This is a genomic window from Mycobacterium sp. E740 (assembly GCF_001672895.1).
In the GTDB taxonomy this organism is placed as follows: Bacteria; Actinomycetota; Actinomycetes; order Mycobacteriales; family Mycobacteriaceae; genus Mycobacterium.
This window is the reverse complement of the sequence record NZ_LZKP01000165.1, coordinates 1-3,600: the sequence shown is the minus strand read 5'-3', so window position 1 is coordinate 3,600 and position 3,600 is coordinate 1. Positions and strand designations below refer to the sequence as shown.

Genomic DNA, 3,600 nt, shown 5'->3' with positions numbered 1-3,600 from the left:
CGCCGACCGGCTGGCGGCCTACCTCAACCCCGACGGCGATTTTTCCGACGTGGACCGCGCGCAGAAGCGCGGGTTCACACTCGGACGGCAGCGCCCCGACGGGATGAGTTCTGCACGGGGGGACCTCGACCCCGAAGCTCGTGCCGTTCTCGACGCGGTGCTCGCGAAGCTTGCCGCGCCTGGCATGTGCAACCCGGAGGACGAAAACCCTTGCGTCGATGGGACTCCCAGCGACGACATCGTGCGGCGTGACCGCCGGACCCAGTCACAGCGCAACCACGACGCGTTGAAGGCCATGGGTCGCGCCCTGCTGGCGTCGGGAAAGCTGGGCCGGCATAACGGGCTGCCGACGTCGATCATCGTGACCACCACGTTGCGCGAGTTGAATTCCGGTGCGGGAAGGGCGGTTACGGGTGGCGGGTCGGTGCTGCCGATGCGCGATGTCATCCGACTCGCCAGTCAGAGCATGCACTATCTCGTCGTCTTCGACGACCACCACGAGGTGCCGCTGTACCTCGGCCGCTCGAAACGGCTCGCGAGCCCCGGGCAGCGCATCGTGTTGTACGCACGCGACCGAGGCTGCACCAAACCGGGGTGCAGCACGCCGGGCTATTGGTGTCAGGTGCACCACATCGAAGACTGGGCCGCCGGCGGGGACACCGACATCTTGAACGAGGCATTGGCCTGCGGGCCGGACAACCGACTCGTCAAGGACGGCGGCTGGAGCACCCGCATGGGCAAAGACGGTCACCCGCAATGGATTCCACCGCCACATCTGGACACAGGCCAGCCGAGGGTCAACACGTATCACCATCCCGAACGGATGCTCACCGACGACGATGCCGACAGCGCCGAGCCGCCGTGATGCCGCGCTCAGATCGGGGCGCGAACCCGGCCGTCGCCCTGGCTGAAGACGACGTCGTTGTAGCCCTTGCCGGGCGGGATCACGTCGAAAACACGGGGGTTGTTGAACGCGACGTACAGCGTGCGTCGATGAGCGTCTGGGCTCGTAGGAGGTGGTGCGACGTGCAGCACGTGCGAGTAGTGCACGGTGATGTCGCCGGGGTCTGCGACGACGCCAACTGTCGGCCAGTCGGGATGGCGGGCCACTTCGTCGATGCGGTTGGTGTGATGGTGCGAGCCGGCGAGATAGCGGAGATGGCCGTTGCCGGCGTCGGCACGGTCGAGCTGGATGCCGATCAACAGCGTCGGGCACAGCACCGGTTGGCCGCCCATCCCACAGTCGCGGTGCCAGGGAAGGTCGGACAGGCCCTGGACGACCGCGCTGTTCTTGATCACCACGCTGAACCCGTCGAGACGGTCGGGCGACGGTCGCATCGGCCCGCCATGCCACGACGCGACCCACAGCAGCCGTGGATCATGCTGCAGTTCGGCGATCAACTCCGAGCGCTCACTGGCATACGTCAGACGGCAACAGACCTCCTCGCCGTCGGTATTCGTGGCCCACCAGGACCGGCCGTCGTCGGGGCTGGCCATCGCCCGCAGCCGACCCTCCTCGGCGCTCAACTGGGCGACCTCGTCGCCGGTGAACACGCCGCGGATCACCGCGAACCCGGTGGTGTCCAGGAAATGGGCGATCTCGGTGTGGGCATCGGCCATTGTGAAGGTGCGGTGCACGTCGAGCGGACCGCCGTCGCGGTCGCGCAGGTCGATGCCGTCGACGCCGTAGATCAGCCGGCCGAACCACAGATTGGTCAGCGCCGCCTCCCAGGCGACGAACCGTTCGGGGCTGCCGCGTACCACGCTCAGTTGGCCGGCGAAGAAGAGACCGAAGATCGACCGACGCTCGCTGAGCAGGTCGTCGAAGCCTGTGGCGTCGAGTTCGGCGACCACCTCCGCGTCCTCTCCCGTTTCAATCGCCACACCGGAGTCGGTTGTGCGGTACGTGAACGCGGTTCCGTCGTCGAGCCGGAGCGCGAGTGACCTTCCGGCGCCGCCGACGTCGCGCGCCGCCGCGGCACCCCCGTCGCGCGCGGCGATGGCCCGCGGCAGCACGTCGCGGTGAAACTCCGAGAAGGTCGCGCCCACCTCGTCAGTATCCGCGCCGCCGCCTCACAGCGGCGAAGCTCCGCGGAGATGTTCGAAGATCAGCGACGTCTGAGTGGCCGCGACGTCCGCGTCGGCGTTCAGGTTCTCCACCACGAACGACCGCAGGTCGTCGGTGTCGCGCGCGGCGACATGCAGGATGAAGTCGTCGGCCCCGGCGAGGAAGTAGACGTCCATCACCTGCGGCCTCCGGCGGATCTGCTGGATGAAGCTGCGAATTTTGCCCCGCGCGCTGGATTGCAGGCTCACCGAGATCATCGCCTGCAGCGGCAGCCCGATGGCGGCCGGATCGATGTCGGTGAAGAAACCGCGGATCACCCCGTGTTCCTGGAGTCGTCGAAGCCGCCCGTGGCAGGTCGACGGTGCGATTCCCACGACGTCGGCGAGCGCGTTGTTCGACATCCGTGCATCGCGGTGCAACGCCGCGAGGATGCGACGGTCCACGTCGTCGAGCGCAACCGGTCGAACATTCTTCGGTTGACCGGCCGCTCGGGGGGTGTTGGTCGAAGATTCCGTCGCCATACCGGGGAGCCTAAAGAATTCTCAACAGTTCAGTTGCCGCTATTCCGCAGGATATTCAGACTTGAGTGAGCAACCCAACACGAGGAGCCGCTATGCGCGTCGGCGTCCCGACCGAACTCAAGAACAACGAATATCGCGTCGCCATCACACCGGCCGGCGTCGCCGAACTGGTGCGCCGCGGCCACGACGTGGTGATCCAGACCGGCGCCGGCGAGGGTTCGGCGATCTCCGACGCCGACTTCAAAACCGCAGGCGCACAACTCATCGACAGCCCAGAGCAGATCTGGGCTGAGTCCGAGCTGCTGCTGAAGGTCAAGGAGCCGACCCAGTCCGAGTACGCATGGTTGCGCCGCGGCCAGACGTTGTTCACCTACCTCCACCTCGCCGCATCGAAGGCATGCACCGAAGCGCTGCTCGAGTCGGGCGCGACCTCGATCGCCTATGAGACCGTCCAGACCGCAGCCGGCGCCCTGCCGCTGCTCGCACCGATGAGCGAGGTCGCCGGCCGGCTCTCGGCTCAGGTCGGCGCTTACCACCTCATGCGCAGCCATGGTGGGCGCGGCGTCCTGATGGGCGGCGTGCCCGGCGTCGCGACCGCCGAGGTCGTCGTGATCGGCGCGGGCACCGCTGGCTACAACGCCGCACGAGTGGCGGCGGGGATGGGCGGCCACGTCACGGTCTTCGACGTCAACGTCGACAAACTGCGCGCACTCGACGCCGAGTCCTGCGGGCGCATCGCGACCCGCTACTCCTCGCTGCTCGACCTCGAAGACGCGGTCAAGGCCGCCGACCTGGTCATCGGCGCGGTGCTGGTGCCCGGCGCCAAGGCGCCCACACTCGTCACCAACTCCACCGTCGCGCAGATGAAACCCGGCGCGGTGCTGGTCGACATCGCCATCGACCAGGGCGGCTGCTTCGAGGACTCGCGGCCCACCACCCACGACGACCCGACCTACAGCGTCCACGACACCGCCTTCTACTGCGTCGCGAACATGCCTGGTGCCGTGCCGC

The 3,600-nt window shown here is 67.6% G+C and carries 4 protein-coding genes; 2 read left to right on the top strand and 2 right to left on the bottom strand.

Going from position 1 to position 3,600, the window contains the following annotated elements; genetic code table 11:
- Nucleotides 1-865 (top strand): HNH endonuclease signature motif containing protein (locus A5663_RS15870; protein WP_156744506.1); only part of this gene is annotated, 865 nt, incomplete at its 5' end.
- An 8-nt stretch (nt 866-873) separates the two neighbouring features.
- On the opposite strand, the gene A5663_RS15865 is transcribed toward A5663_RS15870, so the two are convergent.
- Both A5663_RS15865 and A5663_RS15860 read right to left on the bottom strand, forming a co-directional pair.
- Nucleotides 874-2,049 (bottom strand): phytanoyl-CoA dioxygenase family protein, encoded by a 1,176-nt coding sequence (locus A5663_RS15865; protein ID WP_068150946.1) that lies wholly within the window; start codon nt 2,047-2,049, stop codon nt 874-876.
- Nucleotides 2,050-2,073: 24 nt separating this feature from the next.
- On the bottom strand, nt 2,074-2,589 hold the full coding sequence (locus tag A5663_RS15860) for an Lrp/AsnC family transcriptional regulator (RefSeq protein WP_068150943.1): 516 nt from the start codon (nt 2,587-2,589) through the stop codon (nt 2,074-2,076).
- 92 nt (nt 2,590-2,681) lie between these two features.
- Between A5663_RS15860 and ald the strand changes: the two genes are divergently transcribed.
- Nucleotides 2,682-3,600, top strand: a 919-nt coding sequence (gene ald / locus A5663_RS15855; RefSeq protein ID WP_068150940.1) for an alanine dehydrogenase, incomplete at its 3' end; no start/stop codon positions are given.

What these genes read in the sequence shown, in the direction of transcription:
- A5663_RS15860 (WP_068150943.1), bottom strand. Translation starts at nt 2,589, where the DNA reads ATGGCGACGGAATCTTCGACCAACACCCCCCGAGCGGCCGGTCAACCG.